The organism is Microbacterium sp. SORGH_AS_0888, assembly GCF_030818905.1.
Classification (GTDB): Bacteria; Actinomycetota; Actinomycetes; order Actinomycetales; family Microbacteriaceae; genus Microbacterium.
Genome location: NZ_JAUTAZ010000001.1, coordinates 1570401 through 1588252, shown reverse-complemented (window position 1 = coordinate 1588252; position 17852 = coordinate 1570401). Strand labels below are relative to the sequence as shown.

Sequence of the window (17852 nt, the reverse complement as noted above, 5' to 3'; positions counted from 1 at the left end):
CCGGAGCGCCCGCATCGCGCGGCAGGTGAGCGCCGGCTGCGTCTCTCACGGGCGCGCCCGTCGCATCGTGAGGCCCCGCGGCGACTCGACGAACCCCGCCTCGCGCAGCGGTCCCGCCAGCGCGGATCCGAACACGAGCTCGCCGTTCACCTGCTCGATCGTGAGGGTCTCGAGCCGTCGCGTCCGCGACGTCTCGGCGAGCGATGCCGCCGCGGCGGTCGCGACATCCCGATCGTCGGTGAACAGCAGCGCGGTCTTGCCGCCTCGCTCGAGGTAGAGGGCGAGCGCGCCGTCGACGAGCACCACCAGCGCACCGGCCTTCCGGCCCGGACGGTGCGAGACGGCGTCCAGGCCCGGCCACGGCAGGGCGGCGCCGTAGGGGTTCGCCGGGTCGGTCGCGGCGAGTGTGAGGGCGGCCAACGGCGGGGGATCGGCGACGGAGGCGAAGGTACGCAGCCGATCGACCGTCGCCGAGGCCGCGAACTGTGCCGCGCCCAGCTTCTCGATCACGTAACCCCGGCGGCAGTGCCCCGCCTGCTCGAAGCCCGCGAGCACCCGGTACGCCTGGGCGAACCCGCCGGGCACGCCCTCGTTCTGCACGCTGCCCCGCGTCACGACGCCGTAGCGGTCCAACAGCAGACTCGCGGATGCGGTGGCTCGCAGGGTCGGCTCGGACTCGGCCTGCGGCAGCAGCGACCAGCGGCCCCCGGCGCCCGTCGGGCGGGGCGGTGCGGCAGGACGCGGCAGCGACTGTCCGCGGAACACCCGCGCGCGGGGCGCGCGACGCACGGACCGATGCGCCTGCGACCCGCCCGAGAGCAGCCCCCGCACCGGGGCGAACGTGTCGTTGGTGACGCGGCTCGTCCACGTGAGCCGCCACAGGGCGTCGAGCACCTCCTGCTCGTTCGCCGCGCCGGTCGCCTCGCGCAACTGACCGGCGAAGTACGCCCCGCCCTGCGCGAGGGCGGCCAGCAGCTGGGCGTCGAGCGAGCCGGAGGCCACCTCGTCCGACGGCGGGAGGAGGGTGAGGCTCGCGGCATCCGCCGGGTGCAGCGCGATCCAGCCGTCACGGCCGGGAAGCGCGCCGTGCCCGGACCAGAGCACCTCGCCCGTCGCCGTCAGCTCGTCGAGCATCGCGGGGGCGTAGTCGCGCACCCGCCCCGGGAGCACGAGCGACTCCCAGGCGCTCGCCGGCACCGGCACCCCGGCGAGCTGCTCGACCACGGCGAGCACGCCGTCGACCCCCTCGAGCGGCCGCATCACGTGCTGCCAGTCGGGCAGGAACCGCGCGAACGCCTCGGGCGGCACGGGCTCGACGCTGCCGCGGATCGCGGCGAGCGAGCGCATCCGCAGCCGCCGCAGCACCTCGCTGTCGCACCACTCGGTCGCATCCGCCGGCGAAGCAGGGCCGTCTGCGGCTGACGCCGGCAGGAAGAAGCCGCTCGCGACGCGGCCCTGCGCCTCCAGGCGCTGCAGGGCGTGGCGGGCGACGGCGATGCCGACCCCGAAGCGGTCGGCGACCGCATCCGTCGGGAACGGACCGTGCGTGCGGGCGAATCGCGCCACCAGGTCCCCCAGCGGGTCGGGGGTCGGCTCGAGGAACGCGTTCGGAAGCCCCACCGGCAGCGCCGCGCCGAGCGCGTCGCGCAGCCTTCCCGCATCCTCGACCGCGGCGATCCGGGTCTCGCGGGCGATCTGCACCCGGATCGCCCGGCGCGCCTCGACGAGCTCTGCCGCGCACGCCGCCGCATCCCCCTCGCGCAGCCGCGCCGCGATCTCGTCGACGCCGAGCGGTCCGAGGAGCCGCAACAGGTCGGCGACCCCCTCGACGCCCCGCACCTGTCGGCCCGGATCGAGGCGCTGCGCCTCCCGCTCGAACTGGGCGATCACGTCGGGGTCGAGGAGCTCGCGCATCTCGACCGTGCCGAGCAGCTCCGAGAGCAGCGCCGGGTCGACCGAGAGCGCGGCGGCGCGCCGCTCGGCCAGCGGGGAGTCGCCCTCGTACATGAACGCGCCGACGTAGCCGAACAGCAGGTCGCGGGCGTAGGGCGACGGCTGCGAGGTCGTCGTCTCCACCAGCCGGATGCGGCGGTCCCCGATGCGGCGGGCGATGTCCTCGAGCGCCGGCAGGTCGTAGACGTCCTGCAGCACCTCGCGGAGCGTCTCGAGGATCACCGGGAAGGTCGGATGGCGGCGAGCGACCTCGAGCAGCTGCGCCGACCGCTGCCGCTGCTGCCACAGCGGGCTCCGTCGCGACGGGTTCGTTCGCGGCATGAGCAGCGCCCTCGCCGCGCACTCGCGGAAGCGCGAGGCGAACAGCGCCGAGCCCCCCACCTCCTCGGTCACGATCTGGGTGAGCTCCTCCGCCTCGAACACGAAGAGCTCGGCTCCCGGTGGCTCGGCGTCCGCATCCGGGATGCGGGCGATGATGCCGTCGTCGCTCGCGACGGCGGAGCCCTCGACGCCCAGCCGCTCGCGGATGCGCGCGTTGATCGCGAGCGCCCAGGGGGCGTGCACCTGCATGCCGTAGGGCGAGTGGAGGATGACCCGCCAGTCGCCGACCTCGTCGCGCGACCGCTCGACGACCAGCGTCCGGTCGGTCGGCACGTGTCCGGTGGCCTCCCGCTGCTCGGCGAGGTACGCCAGGAGGTTGTCCTGGGCATTGCGGTCCAGCCCCGCCTCGGTGAGGCGGTCGCGCGCCTTCTCGGGCGTCGCCGCCGACACCTCCCGCGAGAACCGGCCGAGGGCCTCGCCGAGCTCGGCGGGTCGCCCGAGTCCGTCGCCGTGCCAGAACGGCACCTTGCCGGGCTGCCCGAAGGCGGGGACCACGTTGACGCGGTCGTGGGTGATCTCGACGATGCGCCAGCTCGTCGTGCCGAGCGTGAACACGTCGTTGACCCGCGACTCGTAGACCATCTCCTCGTCGAGCTCGCCGACGCGGGCGTTCTGCGACTCGCCCGCCACGTAGACCGCGAAGAGCCCGCGGTCGGGGATCGTGCCGCCGCTGGTCACCGCGATGCGCTGCGCACCGGGACGCCCGGTGAGGGTGCCGTGGTCGCGGTCCCAGACCACGCGCGGACGCAGCTCGGCGAACTCGTCGGAGGGGTAGCGGCCGGCGAGCAGGTCGAGCGTCGCCTCGTACGCCGACCGGGGGAGCGTGCGGAACGGCGCCGAACGTCGCACCGTCTCGTACCACTGCTCGACCTCGATCGCGCCGAGCGCGGCGGCGGCGACGGTCTGCTGGGCGAGGATGTCGAGGGGATTGCGGGGGATGCGGACGGCCTCGATAGCGCCCGCCAGCATCCGCTCGGTCACCACGGCCGTGTGCAGCACGTCACCGCGGTGCTTCGGGAACAGCACGGCGCGGCTCGTCTCGCCCACCTGGTGGCCGGCGCGCCCGATGCGCTGCAGCCCGGAGGCGGCGGAGGGCGGCGCCTCCACCTGGATGACGAGGTCGACGGCGCCCATGTCGATGCCCAGCTCGAGGCTGCTCGTCGCGACCACGCAGCGCAGCGCCCCCGACTTCAGCTCCTCCTCGACCCGGGCCCGCTGCTCCTTCGAGACCGAGCCGTGGTGCGCCTTCGCGAGCACCGGCTCCGCGCCCGCGGTCGCGCCGGCCTGCGCCATGACGGAGGCCGGGACGGTCGGCTCGGGCAGGTCGATCCCGAGCCGCCCGCTGTAGATCTCGTTGAGGCGCGCCGTGAGCCGTTCGGCGAGCCGGCGGGAGTTCGCGAACACGATGGTCGAGCGGTGCGCGAGGATGCGGTCCACGATCGCCTCCTCGACGTGCGGCCACAGCGAGCCCGTCACCGTGCTCTCGCCGCCCTCGAACCACTCGCCCTCGGCCGTCTGCTCGGCACCGGGCGGAGGCGGCGGGTGCAGCATGTCGTCGACCGGAACCGCGACGCGCAGGTCGAACGTCTTCGACGCGGGCGGGGCGACGATCTCGACCGGTGCGGCGCCGCCGAGGAAACGGGCCACCTCGTCGATCGGGCGCACCGTCGCCGACAGGCCGATGCGCTGCGCCGGCGTCTCGAGCAACGCGTCGAGCCGCTCGAGGCTCACGGCCAGGTGCGCACCGCGCTTGGTGGCCGCGACCGCGTGCACCTCGTCGACGATCACGGTGTGCACCTCGCGCAGCGTCTCGGCGGCCTGGCTCGTGAGCATGAGGTACAGCGACTCGGGCGTCGTGATGAGGATGTCGGGCGGATCCGCGAGCAGCCTCCGCCGGTCGGGCCGCGGGGGTGTCGCCCGAGCGCACCCCGACCGTGACGTCGGGCGCCGGGAGGCCGAGGCGTCGTGCCGACTGCCCGATCCCGACGAGCGGCGAGCGGAGGTTGCGTTCGACGTCCACCCCGAGCGCCTTCAGCGGCGACACGTAGAGGATGCGGGTCCGCGGGGGAGCCTTGTCGCGGCGGCGGGGGGAGGCATCCGTCGTCGTCTCGGGCCGTGCGCCGCGGTCGCGGAACACGCGGTCGATCGCCCATAGGAACGCCGACAGGGTCTTGCCCGATCCGGTCGGGGCCACGACGAGGGCGTGCCGACCGTGCGAGATGGCCTCCCAGGCGCCGGCCTGCGCCGCGGTCGGCTCGGCGAAAGCGCTGCGGAACCAGTCCTGCGTGGCCGGCGAGAACCTGCTCAGCACGCCGGACGTCTCATCCACCCCTCCATCATGACCGCCCCCTCCGACACCCCGGCGGGGTTGCGCTCACAGCGCACGCCCCGAGCCGTCACAAAAACGCGCGAAAACGGCGTCCGGAAGCGCGTTCTGTGACGGCTCGGCGGGGTCAGCCGACGTAATCGCGCGGGACGAGCGGCGAGACGCGCACGAGGATCTCCTCGCCGACCGTGCCGATGGCCTCCGCGAGCGTCGTCGCCGACGACTCGCCGAGCGCGCCGGGGCCGAACACCGCGACGTCCTGCCCCGGCGTCGCGCCCGGCCAGGCCTCGACCGTGAGCGAGACGTCTCCCACGGCGCGCACCCGGCGTGCGCCGGCCACCGTGCCGACGGCGAAGCGCTGCGCGAGCGTCGACGGCACGCCGTCGAGCGCGCCGACGCCGATCTCGACGGTGTCCGCGTCGACGGCGACGACCGGGGCGAGCAGGGTCGCGGCCGGCGCGATGCCGGGCAGCTCCGGCCCGTCGGTCGAGCGCACGCCGTAGCAGAACGCCCCGAAGCGCACCATGTCGAAGCGGAACTCGGGTCGCGCGTAGCCCGCGGCGCTCGCCGCGAGATGCAGCGTGCGCGGCGAGAGCCCCGCGGCGCGTGCCGCGTCGACCCCGGCGAGGAACTCGGCTCGGGCCGCATCGTCGGCCGCCTCGCTCGTCTCGGCGATGTGGCTCCACAGCCCCACGACCCGGATGTCGCCGCTCGCCTCCAGCGCGGCGGCACGGCCGACGAACCCCGCCCAGTCCTCCGGGCGCACGCCGTTGCGGTGCAGGCCCGTGTCGATCTTCAGGTGCACCGGGACGCCGCGTCCGCGCGACACGGCCGCGACGTCCTCGAGGTAGTCGCGGTCGCCGACGCCGAGCTCGAGCCGTGCATCGATCGCGGCCGCGACCTCCTTTCGTCCGACCGTGACCCAGGCGAACACGCGGGCGTCGGGGCCGGCGGCGGCGCGGGCGCGCACGCCGGTCGGCACGTCGAACGAGCCGAACCGGGCCACGCCGTGCGCGGCGGCATCCGCCACGACGCGCTCGACGCCGTGGCCGTAGGCGTCGTTCTTCACGACGAGCATGACCTCCGCGTCCCCGATGCGCGCGCGGAGGGCGTCGACGTTCGCGCGGATGCGTCCCAGGTCGACCCGCAGCCGCGCGCCCGACCCGCCGCTCACGCGACCACCTCGCGTGCCAGACGCAGCCCGAGCGCGCCCACGAGCTCGGTTCCGCGCAGGCCCGTCGCCCGCTCCCACTCGGCGAGGGCGTGCCGCGCGGGACCTGCGCCGCCGAAGTACACGACCTCGTCGAACCGCGCCACCGGCGCGGCGCCGACGTCGACGACGCACACGTCCATCGCGACGCGGCCCACGATCGGATGCACCGCGCCGCCGATCTCGACCGACACCCGGTTGCCGAGCGCGCGCACGACGCCCTGGCCGAAGCCGCCCGAGACCAGCGCGATGCGCGTGTCGCGCGGGGCGATGTGCGTGTAGTTGTAGGAGACGCCCTCGCCGGCGCGCAGCCGCTTGACCGAGAGCACGGATGCCGACAGCCGCAGCGCGGGCTCGCCCGCCGAGCCGGGCAGCCCGAACAGCGCGCGCGGATCGATCGTGGGCGAGACATCCGTCACCGCGAGTCCGGCGCGCGCCACCGCCTCCCGGTCGCGCTCGTCGGCAACGACCGAGCGCACCCCGGCGTCGAACAGCGCCGACGCGACGACCCCGGCGCCGTGCCCGTACGCGTCACGCCGCAGATCGGCGATGCCGCCGTGTGCCGCGACGCGTCGGGCGTTGGCCGCGAGCGCCCCGCGGGAGACCGCCACGCGGGCGGCCGTGGGGCTCGTCAAAAGCCGATCGCCTTCTGGTACCGCGGACGGTGGCCGGTGCGGATCCCGAGCACGCTCGGCTTGTTCTCGTAGACGCCGGTGGCCCAGTTGCCCTCGATGAGGTCCGGGCCGTCCGGGGTCATCGCGATGTCCCACCCGACGTAGGGCACCTGCGGCACGTGACGGGCCACGGTGTCGATGAAGGCGACGACCTCGTCGAACATCGGCAGCTGGAAGTCGGCGATGCGGAACCCGCTGTCCGGGTGCACCTCGTGCACGTGCGCGTGCGAGTCGTACCCGCCGCCGAGCGCCTTGCCGGTCTCGGGGTCGAGCATCGTGTAGAAGCCGCCGAAGTCCATCTGGTCGGCCACCTGGCCGCGTCCGAACTTCTGCGCGACGGCGAGGATGTGCGTCTTCTCGCCGTCGAAGTACGCGACCACGCGCGTCGAGTTGACGGTGCCCGGGCAGACGGCCGCGAGGTCCGGGTGCTGTTCGATGTTCTCCTCGATGAGTCGCTCGCCGCGCTCCATGAGCTCGGCGTGGAAGGCGTCCCAGTCCTCGACGTCGCCGGCGAAGTAGCGGCGGATCGCGCTTCCCGACTGCCCGAGCTGCAGCTTCGTGATCAGCACCGGGTGGCGTTCCGCGAATGCGCGCAGCTCTGCGGCGTTGCCGGGCTCCAGCAGCATCCACTCCCGCCGGATGTGGGGTGCGAACACGCGGTCGAACTCCCACTTGTCGTGGAAGATGTGGCGGTAGTCGGGGTGGTCCAGCTGCGCCGAGTACTGGTTCGAGTAGGGATGCGTCATCATCGTGCGCCGCTCCGCACGGTTCAGGATCGCGAAGTCGTAGTCGACGTAGTCCTGGAAGCCCACCTGATGGAACGAGGCCTGCCAGAACATGTCGGCGACGATCGCCGGCCTCCACCTGCCGAAGTGCTCCGACACCTCGGTGGCGCGCTCGAGGACCGAGCGCACGTCGATGTTCTGCAGCCGCCACTTCATGTAGCCGACCTGGCGGGCGATCCCACGGAAACGTGAATGCATATGTGGCGATCCCGTGTCGCCGGGATCAGGCGTTCAGGAGCTCGTTCTCGACGACGCGGGGGCGGACGCTGCGGCGCCCCTCGGAACGACCGAGGTCGTCGGTGATGATGACGCGCTGCAGCCACCGATCCGTGCCATCGTACCGGGGCTCGAAGGGAGTGCGTGCGTGCATCACCCTGCGGTTGTCGAACAGGAGGATGTCGCCGGCTCCGAGCGTGACGTACACGCCCTCCGCGTCGGCGCCGTCGTGGAAGCGCTGGAGCGCGGCCGCGGCCTCCTCGTCGCCCGCCACGGCCGCGGCGCAGTCCGTGTCGATGCGGACGAAGCGCTTGCCGTCGTCGCCGTACAGGGCGGCGCCCTGGACGCCGTCCTCGGGGCGGCCGGTTCCGCCGGAGGCCTTGTCGATTCCGTGCATGAATCGCGGCTGGCGCAGCACGGCCTCGTCCTCGTCGCTCAGCGCGATGCGGTCGACCGGGGCGAGCGCGGTCTGCACGCGCTCGTCGCCGCGCACGCAGAAGAGTCCGACGAACTGCGGGTGCGCGTCGTCGAACGCGTCCTCGGAGTGCCAGTCGAGCAGGCTCCGGCTGCCGGTTCCGACCGCGTCGTACTCGTGGCCCGGCACGGGGGTCACGTTCTGCACGATCTGGCCGCGGTGCTGGCGCGCGAACGCGAAGACCTCGCCGGCCGCGGCGGCGAAGGCGAGCAGCGCCGCCTCCGTGACCGGGTCGCGGTCCTTCTCCTCGAAGTCGGCCGCGTTGCGCGGGCTCTCGCCCATCTGCTCCTGGTCGACGAGGAGGCCGTGGAAGAGCACGCCCCCGTCGGGCACCTCGGCGCGGGCGAACCGGCGGATGATCTCCACCGTCTCGGGATCGGCCGTCTCGAGCGCCGCCTTCGCGTCGGCGATCAGCTGCTCGAGCTGGTCGTCGTCGCGGTACAGGCCTCGTCGACCCCGGGCGAGCCCGATGAACACCTCGGCGACCTCTGGCGCGATCGTGCGCTCGATCATTCGTTGTCCTTCCCCAGGAACCGGCCTCGGTCTGCCCCGGCGCAACGACGACGGATCGGTTCTCCCCGCCGCGATCATAGCGGCTCCGCGGCGCCGGTGCCGTGCGTGTGCGTCCGTGCGCCGCCGTGGTGCGTCGGCCGCTATCCGGTCGCCTCGCCGGCCAGCCGATCCGCCTGCTTCGTGAGGAAGGCGGAGACGTCGGCCAGCTCCTGCGCCGAGACGCTGTGGGTGAGCCCGGTGTAGACGCGGCCGCTCAGGTCGGCGTGGTCGGGCAGCCACTGCACGGTGTGCGCGACGAGGGCTGCGGGGATGACCTCGTCGCGGCTGCCGCGGCCCCAGAACACCGGCGGTCGCGACTCGGCGAGCGCCTCGTCGCCCGGCAGCGGGCCCGGCGCCGCATAGCCGCTCAGGTTGACCGCGAAGGCGAACCGTGCAGGCTCCAGGCGCAGCGCCTGGATGGCCACCGCGGCTCCCTGCGAGAACCCGAGGAGTCCCACGGCATCCGACGCGACACGCGCGTCGACCCACTCGATCAGCCGTGCCGCGGCATCCGTCACCCGCCCGCCGTCGCGGCCGTCGAGGCCCTCGATGGGGTACCAGGAGTGGCCCGGCGTGGGCCAGGGCGGCGCGAGCGGGGCCCGCACGGCCGCGTACGCGAAGGCGTCGGGCAGATGCTCGACGAGCGCGAACAGGTCGCGCTCGTCGCTGCCGTAGCCGTGCAGCAGCACGACGAGGGGTCGGGGATCGCCGGGGTCCGCGGACCGGAGCACGGCCTCGTCGTCGAGGGGTGGCGTCGCATCCATGCCGTCATTGTCTCAACCCGCGCCGACGTCCGCGCCGGCGCGGGTGGGGTATACAGGAGCTATGCCGGTGCGTACTCCCGATCCCGATCCGAACGAGTCCGGCGACGAGTCGCGTCGTGACGCGCTCAGCGCCTTCGAGAGCTCGATGGGGCGCTCGCTGCCGGCGGATGCCGCCAACCCGGGCTGGCTCAGCGATGTCGAGCTCGCGGAGGCGCGCCGCCGCATCCCCATGCTCTACGTCGAGGCGATCCCGGTGCGCACCGACGGGATGGGCGCCGTGACCCAGGTCGGCATCCTCCTGCGCGCCACCCCGATGGGCGAGATCACCCGCACGATCGTCTCCGGCCGCGTCCGTTACGGCGAGACCGTGCGCGACGCCCTGTTCCGCCACCTCGAGAACGACCTCGGGCCCATGGCCTTCCCGCTGCTGCCGCCGCAGCCGGCGCCGTTCACGGTCGCGGAGTACTTCCCGATCCCCGGCGTCAGCGCCTTCCACGACGATCGGCAGCACGCCGTGTCGCTCGCCTTCATCGTCCCCGTCACCGGCACGTGCGAGCCGCGTCAGGATGCGCTGGAGGTCACCTGGATGGACCCGGCCGAGGCCGCCTCCGACAGTCTCGCCGCCGAGATGGAGGGGGGCAGGGGCACGCTCGTGCGTCTGGGCCTCGCCAGCGTCGGCGCGCTGCGCTGAGAACGGCCGACACCGTGGAGTCGGGCCTGTCGGCGCCGGTCGAGACGGCGCTCGCACTGCCCGTCGTGCTGCTGGTGGCCTGGGTCATCGCGATCGTGCTGCGGCGCCTGTTCGGCGCGGCGCGATCGCTGAGCGTGTCGGTCATGACCGTGATCGGCGTGCTCGGGGTCAGCATCGGGCTCCTGCTGTCGGCATGGCTGTTCGGCGGGTCGCGGCTGTGGGTGCCCACGACGCTCCTGCTGTCGGCGGGGGCGAGCCTCGGGCTCTCTGTCCTGGTCGCCGCCGTCGTCGCGGCGCTGCGTCGCGGCTGGGGGAGCCCGGATGTGGCGGCCCTGCTCGCGGGCGGCGAGACCGACCGCGTCGAGTTCAAGGAGACCTCGCGCTGGAACGTGCGCGAGGAGCGCAAGGACCCGCGCATGGAGATCGCCGTCGCCAAGTCGATCGCGGCCTTCCTGAACTCGCGCGGCGGCACGCTCGTGATCGGCGTGGACGACGCGGGGGAGCCGGTCGGTCTCGAGCGTGACTTCGCGACGCTGCGCACGGCGGACGAGGACCGCTTCGAGCTGTGGCTGCGCGACATGCTGTCGCAGACCCTCGGCCGCAACGCGGCGGCCCTGCCGCGCATCCGGTTCGTGCCGGTCGGCGAGCGGGACGCGCTCGTGTGCGTCGTCCAGTGTCGCCCGGCGATGGGGCCCGTCTACCTCACGCAGCCCAAGAACGGGGGCACGGCGACCGACCTGTGGGTGCGCGTGGGCAACTCCAGCCGTGCGCTCGGCGTCGACGAGGCCGTCCAGTACGTGGCCCGCCACTGGCGCCCCTCCGCGGCGAGCGTCGTGCTCGGCCGCCCCCTCGGCTGAGACGCCGCGAGCCGGGCACGCCCCGGTGGGCACGCCCGGCTCACGGACCGGCGATCTCAGGCGCTGTAGCGCTGGATGTGCGCGGCGGCGGCCGTCAGCCAGTCGGTGAGGAACTGCGCGGTCGCCTCGTCGGTGACCTCGCCCTCGGCGGTGATCAGGCCCGGCTTCGACCAGATGTAGGCCTCCGGCTGCGAGAGCTCCGGCGACGCGAGGAACGACAGGATCGAGCGCAGGTGCTGCTGCGCGACGGCCGTGCCGATCTGGCCCACCGAGGTGCCGATGACGGCGGTGGGCTTGCCGGCGAACGAGTTCTGGCCCCACGGGCGGCTCGCGACATCCAGGGCGTTCTTCAGCACGCCGGGGACCGAGCGGTTGTACTCGGGTGTGACGATGACGACGCCGTCGACGTCGGCGATGGCCTGCTTGAACGCGACCGCCTCTGCGGGGTAGTCGGCATCGAAGTCGGAGGTGTAGAAGGGGAGCCCGGCGATCGGGATCTCGACCAGCTCGATGCCGGCGGCGGGGGCCAGACGCTCGAGCGCACGCGCCAGGGCGCGGTTGATCGAGGTCGACGAGATGCTGCCGACGATGTAACCGACGCGCAGAGTCATGGAGTGCCTTTCGTTCGGGGGAGGGCGCGGAGCGGACGCCCGATGAACTGCTCCTGCAGACCCAATCGCGCGGCGTCGCGGGGAATTCCCGACGCGCCGGCATGCGTCAGAGCCCGCTCGTGTGCTCCGCGATCACCGCGACGAACGCGTCGATGTCGTCCTGGGTCGTGTCGAAGCCGCAGACCCAGCGCACCTCGCCGGTCGCGGCATCCCAGTCGTAGAAGCGGAACCGCTCGCGCAGACGGTCCGCGACGCCGGCCGGCAGCGTGGCGAAGACGGCGTTGGCCTGCGTCTGCTGGGTGAACGCGACGCGGCGGATCGTGCCGTCGTCCAGGCCCCGCTCGATCCCCGCGCGCAGCCTGCCCGCCATCGCGTTGGCGTGCCGGGCCGAGCGCAGCCAGAGGTCGCCCTCGAACAGCGCGAGCAGCTGCGCCGAGACGAAGCGCATCTTCGAGGCGAGCTGCATCTGATGCTTGCGCAGGTACACGAGCCCGTCGGCGGCCTCGGGGTCCAGCACGACGATCGCCTCCGCGCCCAGGGCGCCGTTCTTCGTGCCGCCCACGCCCACGACGTCGATGCCCGCATCGCTCGTGAAGGCGCGCAGGGGGAGGTCGAGGGATGCCGCGGCGTTGGCCAGCCGCGCGCCGTCCATGTAGACGCGCATCCCCTGCGCGTGCGCGTGGTCGGCGATCGCCCGCAGCTCCTCCGGCGTGTACACCGTGCCGAGCTCGCTGGACTGGGTCAGCGCGACGACGGCGGGCTGCGCGCGGTGCTCGTCGCCGTGGCCCCATGCCTCCGTCGCGATGAGCTCGGGGGTCAGCTTGCCGTCCGGGGTGGAGACCGGCAGCAGCTTGATCCCGCCGGCCTTCTCGGGTGCGCCGCCCTCGTCGGTGTGGATGTGTGCGGTCGCGGCGCAGATCACGGCACCCCACCGCGGCAGCATCGAGAGCAGCCCCACGACGTTCGCGCCCGTGCCGTTGAAGACGGGCCAGGCCGTGACCGGCCGGCCGAAGTGCTCGGCGAACACCTCCTGCAGCCGCTGGGTGTAGACGTCGCCGCCGTAGGCCGGCTGGTGACCGCCGGCCGCGTCGGCGAGCGCGGCCAGCACTTCGGGATGCACGCCGGAGTAGTTGTCGGACGCGAAGCCCCGGGAAGCGGTGTCGTGGAGAGAGGTCACGGTGTTCCAATCTACGTGTCGCGTCAGCGGGCCGGTCGTGGCTGCCTGTGGATGACCTCGGAGGCCGTCGGCGCCTCTCTGGCATAGTCGAGGCTGGGGGCCGTCCCCGAGTGAGGGAGGATCACGTGGAGTTCGCTGCCGTTGCCGGCATCCTGTTGCTGGTGGGCGTCGGAGTCGTCGCCGTCGTCGTCATCCTGCTGATCGTCCTGCTGTTCGCGCGCAGCTGGATCAAGGTCGCCCGCGCCGATGAGGCGCTCGTGATCTCGGGTCGCAAGCAGCGCGTCCGCCGCGAGATCGTGACGGTCGGACCCGATGGCGCCCCCGTCTCGGCCTCCGAGACGGACGAGTCGCCGGTGACGGTCATCGTCAACGGCAAGTCGCTCGTGAACCCCATCACGCAGCGCCACGAGATCATCTCGCTGCGCTCGCGTCAGGTCTCGCTGAACGCCGAGGCGCAGTCGTTCGACAACGTGACGCTGAACGTCGACGGGGTCGCGATCGTCAAGATCGGCTCCGATCCGGCCCTCGTGCGCCGTGCGGCGGAGCGCTTCGCCTCGCAGGACGCGGCCATCGAGCACTTCACGACCGAGCAGCTCGAGGGTGCGCTGCGCGGCATCGTGGCGACGCTCTCGGTCGTCGAGCTCATGCGCGAGCGCAAGAAGTTCTCGGACCAGATCGCGGCGGATGTCTCCAGCGAGCTCAGCGAGCAGGGCCTCATCCTCGACTCGTTCCAGATCAAGGGCATCACCGACCAGGTCGGCTACATCAAGTCGCTCGGTGCGCCCGAGATCCAGGCCAAGCGGCAGGCCGCCGAGATCGCCCAGACCAACGCCGACCGCGCGATCAACCAGAAGAACATCTCCAACAACGAGGCGAACCTGATCGAGCAGACCGCTCTCGATCGCAACACGGCCAACGCCGACGCCGAGGTCGGCCGTGCGCGCGCCGAGGCCGAGCAGGCCGAGCAGCTGGCTCGTGCGCAGGCCGAGCAGGCGGTCCTGCAGCAGCAGGCGGAGAACCGGCAGGCGCAGCTGGACGCCGACGTCAAGCGCGTCGCCGACGCCCAGCGGTACGAGGCCGAGACGCGCGCGCAGGCCGATCTCTACACCCGCGAGCGCGCGGCCGAGGCGGCCGCGATCGAGCAGGTCAAGCAGGCGGAGGCGCGCACCCGCATCGCCGAGCAGGAGGCCGAGGCCGACCGCGCTCGCGCCGCGGGTGAGGCGGCCGCCGCCGAGGCCCGTGCGAGCGGTGAGGCCAACGCGCTGCGGTCGCGCGCCGAGGCGGAGGCGCAGGCCCGCCGGCTCACGGCGCAGGCCGAGGCCGAGGCCATCCGCGCAGAGGGCGAGGCGCGCGCCGCCGCGATCGAGGCGGAGGCCGAGGCGATCGCGTCCAATCGCGACGCACTGCTGGCCCAGCGGGCGTTGGACGCGCTGCCGGCGCTCATGGCCGAGTTCGCCAAGGGGTACGGCACGATCGGCAGTGTGTCGATCGTGGGCGGTGCGGGCGAGGCGGGCGCCTCGCCGAGCGAGTTCGTCGGTGCGGACAACGCCCGCGCGCTGCGCTCGGTCTTCGACTCGGTGAGCGCGGCGACGGGCCTCGACCTCGCCGCCCTCATCCAGGGGCAGGCCGTCGGCCGCGCGTTCGGGGCGGGCGCCGCCGCCGGCGCCGATGCGGCGGGTGCCGGCGCCTCTCGCGCGGGGGTCGGGGCCGGTGCCCGTGCGGCGGGTGCCGGCGAGGGCGCCGATCGCGCGGGCACTGCCGAAGCCGCAACCCCCGCGTCTGCGGCCGCCGAGCCCCCGCTCGCGGACTAGCTGCGGCCTCCCGCGCCGCGATCCCCCCGCGCCGCGGCGCCTCGACACGGCGCCCGTCGCCACCCCTGAGCCGGGATCCCGCTCTCGTTCCGCAGGGGCGCTAGGAATCCGTGGCGCCATTGCGGGACGACGGCGTCAGAGCGGTGGGAGCGAGCCCCGGGAGAGCCTGCGCCGTGGGGGCGGCGCGGATGCCACGGGTCGAGGCGATCACCGGGCGCAGCGTCCGATCGAGCGCCTCGTGGAACATCGAGAGCGGGAACTCGTCGTCGAGCACGGCATCGGTGTACCCCGAGGGCGGACCCGCCAAGACCTCGTCGGGGAGGCCCTGCGCCCATCGTGAGGCGGGATGCGGCGTCACGACGCTCCGCACCAGCTCGTAGGCGGCGAGCCAGTGCGCGGTCTTGGGCCGGTCGATCGACTCCCAGTACAGCCGGTCGATCGCCTCGCCGAGCGCCATCACGGCGGCGGGGACCGCATCCCAGTCCAGCCGGAGCCGTGAGTCGGTCCAGTGCAGCACCCCGCCGCGGTGCAGCCAGGAGAACAGCAGCTGCCCGCCCAGCCCGTCGTAGTTGCGCACGCGCGGACCCGTCAGCGCGAACCGGAAGATCCGGTCGAAGAGGACGGCGTCCTGCACGAGACCGGCACCCTCGAGCAGGGCGGCGTCGGCCGCATCCCCTGCGTCGGGGCGGGCACGCAGACGCCGCTCGATCGCGACGCACTCGCGATAGGCCGTGAGGTCGCAGCGCAGCTCCTCCAGCGCGTAGAGGAAGTAGGGCATGCGCTGCTTGATCATGAAGGGGTCGAACGGCAGGTCGCCGCGCATGTGGCTGCGGTCGTGGATGAGGTCCCACATGACGAACGCGCCTTCCGCGAGCGAGGCGTCGTCCAGCATGCGGCGAGTGCGCTCGGGCAGCTCCAGCCCGGTGGCCTCGGCGGCGGCGCGCACGACGCGGCGATAGCGCGCCGCCTCGCGATCCTGGAAGATCGCACCCCAGGTGAAGGCGGGAGCCTCCCGCACCGAGACGGTCTCGGGGAAGAGCACGGCCGAGTCGCTGTCGTAGCCCGGCGTGAAGTCGATCAGCCGCAGCGAGACGAACTGCGGGTTCGCGTAGTCGGCCTCCAGCCGCTCGATCTCCTCCGGCCAGATGACCTCGGTGAGCACGGCTTCCAGGTGCCGATCCCGCGACCCGTTCTGCGTGTACATGGGGAAGACGACCAGGTGCATGAGACCGTCGATGCGGCTCCGTTCGGGCCGGAACGCCGCGAGCGCGTCGTGGAAGTCCGGGATGCCGAGGCCGCCGTCGCGCCAGCGCTCGAGGTCCGCGACGACCGCATCGAGGTAGGCGCGGTCGTGAGGGAAGCGTGGCGAGAGCTCGGCCACCGCGCCGATGATCGTGTCCAGGTGCGCACGCGCGCGGTCCGTGGCCTCCGGCACGGATCCGTCGGAGGCCTGCAGCTGTTGGAAGGCGGTGACCTCCGCCTTGAGGGTGAGCCAGGCGGGATCGGTCGCCGCGGGCGTCTCGAGGGGCAGCAGGGTCGTCATGGGTCCTCCGTTCGTCGGCGTCAGTCTCCCCAAAAGCGCATCGATCTGTGAGAGAACGTCGAGAATGCAGGAAAGTTTCCGGCAGAATGAGCGAGTGACCGCATCCGCACCTGTCCTCGACGACATCGATCGCGCGCTCCTCGGCACGGTCTCCCGTGACGCGCGCGCGACGCTGCAGGAGCTCGGCGCGGCCGTCGGCCTCTCGGTCTCGGCGGTCCAGGCGCGGCTGCGCAAGCTCGAGGCGCGGGGCGTGATCGCGGGCTATCGGGCCGTCATCGACCCGGATGCGGTCGGCCGCCCGCTCGCCGCCCTCGTCGAGATCACCCCGCTCGACTCCGCGCAGCCCGACGACGCGCCCGAGCGGCTCGCGCACCTCGATGCGATCGAGGCGTGTCACTCGGTCGCGGGCTCGGCGAGCTACGTGCTCTTCGTGCGGGTCGCGAGCCCGAAGGCGCTGGAGGGGCTGCTCCGCGACATCCGGCAGGCGGCCGCCGTCTCGACGCGGACGACCGTGGTGCTGCAGACGTTCTACGAGCACCGCCCGCCGCTGCCCGCGGCCGGCTGACCGCCAGGACGAGCACACCCCGCGCGAGCGCCGTCGTGCGGCGCGCTCGCGCGGGGTGGATAGGACGGAGAGCCCGGGGTCCGCGACGGACCCCGGGCTCCCGCGTCAGTTGCCGCCCTCGTTCAGGGTGACCGTCAGCGGTGTGAAGCCGGTTCCCATGACGTCCACGCCCTCCGACTTGAGCTCATCGAGCGCCTTGGTGACGTAGGTGTTGTCGTACGCGGTCGACGGCGGGGCCTTCGTGATGATCGTGGCCCCGGTGTTGTCCTTCGTGCCTTCCGCGATGCTCACCGTCTGGTCCCAGAGCGAGCTGCGGACCATGCCGATGCCCTCCGTCGAGGGCCAGATGAGCTTGTTGACCTCGTTGGTCATCCACAGCTGGTGGCTCGTGCCGAGCGTGGAGCCCGCCTTCGTCACGATGTCGGCCGCGTCCTGTGCGTGGTCGCGCGCGTACACCCAGCCCTTGATCGAGGCCTTGATGAACTTGACCGTCGTGTCCTGGAACGTCGGGTCCTTCAGCTTGTCGGCGTCGGCCCAGATGGCGTCCTGCAGCATGGCCGTGCCGTAGTCGTTCCAGTTGATGACGTTCAGGTCGCTCGGCTGGTACAGCTTGCCGGTGGCGGGGTTGATCGTCTCGAGCACCTGTGCGTACTCGTTGTAGGTCATGGCCTGGGCCGCGTCGATGTCGCCGGCGAGGAAGCCCTTCATGTCGAAGGCCTGCTGCACGAGCGAGATCTGCGAGTCGGTGTCGATGCCCGCCTTCTGCATGCCGGCGAACAGCTCCCACTGGTTGCCGTAGCCCCAGCTGCCGACCTTCTTGTCCTTCAGATCCGCGGGCGTCGTGATGCCCTTGTCCGCGAACGAGATCTGCGTCGTGCCGCTGCGCTCGAAGATCTGCGCGACATCGGTGACGTTGACGCCCTTCTCGATCGAGCCGAGGACCTTGGGCACCCACGAGATCGCGTAGTCGGCGTTGCCCTTGGCGACCTCGTTGATGGGCACGGTGTCGGTGCCGGCGGGGACGATCGTGACGTCGAGGCCCTCGTCCTTGTAGTAGCCCTCCGCGGCGGCCGCGTAGTAGCCGGCGAACTGGGCCTGAGCGACCCACTGGAGCTGGAGTGTGACCTTGGTGAGCCCGTCACTGCTGGTGCTGGACGGAGCGGACGAGCCGCTGCATCCGCTGAGGACGAGTGCTGTGGCGATGGCGACGGATCCCAGTCCGATCGCCGCGCGACGGCGGTGAGTCATCGGGTTTCCTCTC

At 72.8% G+C, this 17852-nt stretch carries 13 protein-coding genes and 1 pseudogene; 4 read left to right on the top strand and 10 right to left on the bottom strand.

Translation table 11 applies throughout. The annotated features are described in order from the left end of the window. Window positions 1-45 precede the first annotated feature (45 nt). The 6 genes and pseudogenes from QE381_RS07780 to QE381_RS07755 all read right to left on the bottom strand — a co-directional run bounded on the left by QE381_RS07780 (window position 46) and on the right by QE381_RS07755 (window position 9336). Window positions 46-4663: pseudogene (locus QE381_RS07780) on the bottom strand (ATP-dependent helicase). A gap of 124 nt (window positions 4664-4787) precedes the next feature. Next, complete coding sequence (locus QE381_RS07775) at window positions 4788-5834, bottom strand: alanine racemase (protein WP_307216991.1); 1047 nt, start codon at window positions 5832-5834, stop codon at window positions 4788-4790. After that, window positions 5831-6505 carry an alanine racemase C-terminal domain-containing protein gene (locus QE381_RS07770; protein WP_307216989.1) on the bottom strand — a complete coding sequence of 225 codons (675 nt, stop codon included), beginning with the start codon at window positions 6503-6505 and terminating at the stop codon, window positions 5831-5833. Before QE381_RS07770 ends, QE381_RS07775 begins: the two co-directional genes overlap by 4 nt. Continuing rightward, window positions 6502-7527 carry a sugar-transfer associated ATP-grasp domain-containing protein gene (locus QE381_RS07765; protein WP_307216987.1) on the bottom strand — a complete coding sequence of 342 codons (1026 nt, stop codon included), beginning with the start codon at window positions 7525-7527 and terminating at the stop codon, window positions 6502-6504. Before QE381_RS07765 ends, QE381_RS07770 begins: the two co-directional genes overlap by 4 nt. 25 nt (window positions 7528-7552) lie before the next feature. Further along, complete coding sequence (locus tag QE381_RS07760; RefSeq protein ID WP_307216985.1) at window positions 7553-8533, bottom strand: TauD/TfdA family dioxygenase; 981 nt, start codon at window positions 8531-8533, stop codon at window positions 7553-7555. Window positions 8534-8673: 140 nt separating this feature from the next. Then, a complete protein-coding gene (locus tag QE381_RS07755; protein ID WP_307216983.1) occupies window positions 8674-9336 on the bottom strand; it encodes an alpha/beta hydrolase in 663 nt (220 codons plus the stop codon). 61 nt (window positions 9337-9397) lie between these two features. Here QE381_RS07755 and QE381_RS07750 point away from each other — a divergent pair, with 61 nt between their 5' ends. Beyond that, entirely contained in the window at window positions 9398-10027 is a 630-nt protein-coding gene (locus QE381_RS07750; RefSeq protein WP_307216981.1) for an NUDIX hydrolase family protein, read from the top strand. 14 nt (window positions 10028-10041) lie between these two features. Beyond that, entirely contained in the window at window positions 10042-10884 is an 843-nt protein-coding gene (locus tag QE381_RS07745) for a helix-turn-helix domain-containing protein (protein WP_307216979.1), read from the top strand. Window positions 10885-10940: 56 nt separating this feature from the next. Here QE381_RS07745 and QE381_RS07740 read toward each other — a convergent pair whose 3' ends face one another. Beyond that, complete coding sequence (locus QE381_RS07740; RefSeq protein WP_307216977.1) at window positions 10941-11495, bottom strand: NADPH-dependent FMN reductase; 555 nt, start codon at window positions 11493-11495, stop codon at window positions 10941-10943. Window positions 11496-11601: 106 nt separating this feature from the next. After that, a complete protein-coding gene (locus QE381_RS07735) occupies window positions 11602-12672 on the bottom strand; it encodes a low specificity L-threonine aldolase (RefSeq protein ID WP_307216976.1) in 1071 nt (356 codons plus the stop codon). A gap of 125 nt (window positions 12673-12797) precedes the next feature. Between QE381_RS07735 and QE381_RS07730 the strand changes: the two genes are divergently transcribed. Then, entirely contained in the window at window positions 12798-14483 is a 1686-nt protein-coding gene (locus QE381_RS07730) for an SPFH domain-containing protein (RefSeq protein ID WP_307216973.1), read from the top strand. Between the two features lie 100 nt (window positions 14484-14583). Here the strand turns inward: QE381_RS07730 and QE381_RS07725 are convergent, their stop codons facing one another. Then, window positions 14584-16026, bottom strand: a complete 1443-nt coding sequence (locus tag QE381_RS07725; RefSeq protein WP_307216971.1) for a DUF6421 family protein — start codon at window positions 16024-16026, stop codon at window positions 14584-14586. A gap of 94 nt (window positions 16027-16120) precedes the next feature. Here QE381_RS07725 and QE381_RS07720 point away from each other — a divergent pair, with 94 nt between their 5' ends. Beyond that, entirely contained in the window at window positions 16121-16591 is a 471-nt protein-coding gene (locus QE381_RS07720) for an Lrp/AsnC family transcriptional regulator (RefSeq protein WP_307216969.1), read from the top strand. Between the two features lie 105 nt (window positions 16592-16696). Here the strand turns inward: QE381_RS07720 and QE381_RS07715 are convergent, their stop codons facing one another. Beyond that, on the bottom strand, window positions 16697-17839 hold the full coding sequence (locus QE381_RS07715; protein WP_307216968.1) for an ABC transporter substrate-binding protein: 1143 nt from the start codon (window positions 17837-17839) through the stop codon (window positions 16697-16699). Window positions 17840-17852 lie beyond the last annotated feature (13 nt).